The 490-nt window shown below is 39.0% G+C and carries 1 protein-coding gene; it reads left to right on the forward strand.

Going from position 1 to position 490, the window contains the following annotated elements:
• Positions 1-373 (forward strand): ATP-binding protein (locus tag PSH54_RS20585; protein WP_273607011.1); only part of this gene is annotated, 373 nt, incomplete at its 5' end.
• Between the last annotated feature and the right edge of the window lie 117 nt (positions 374-490).

The raw sequence follows: 490 nt of genomic DNA on the forward strand, positions 1-490 counted from the left end.
CTTTTCAAATTTAGTATTTAATGCCATTCATTATACTAAACCAGGCGGTAAAATTGAGGTACTTTGGCAGCGCAATAATGAACAAGCATGTTTTAGTGTTACCGATAATGGTGATGGTATTGCACCTGAGCATATTAACAGGTTAACTGAGCGTTTTTATCGAGTAGATAAAGCCAGAAGCCGCACTACAGGTGGCTCAGGCTTAGGTTTAGCTATTAACAAGCATGTGCTTACTCGCCATGGTAGTAAATTAAAAATTCATAGCGAGCTGGGTAAAGGTTCTTGTTTTTCTTTCGCGTTTTCAAGCGATAGACTTATCGTTATTTCGCCATTAGTAGCAAACAATACAAGCAGTCATAAAAGTGTCATTTAAGAGTCACACCATTGTCATGTACTCACTTTAGAGTGAACCGCAGTTAGGAAATGGGACGAACAAACTGGAGAACCCCAAAATGAAATTTAAAAACTTAGTTGCCGCAATGGGTGTGGC

It is taken from the genome of Pseudoalteromonas sp. Angola-30 (assembly GCF_028599215.1).
In the GTDB taxonomy this organism is placed as follows: Bacteria; Pseudomonadota; Gammaproteobacteria; order Enterobacterales; family Alteromonadaceae; genus Pseudoalteromonas; species Pseudoalteromonas atlantica.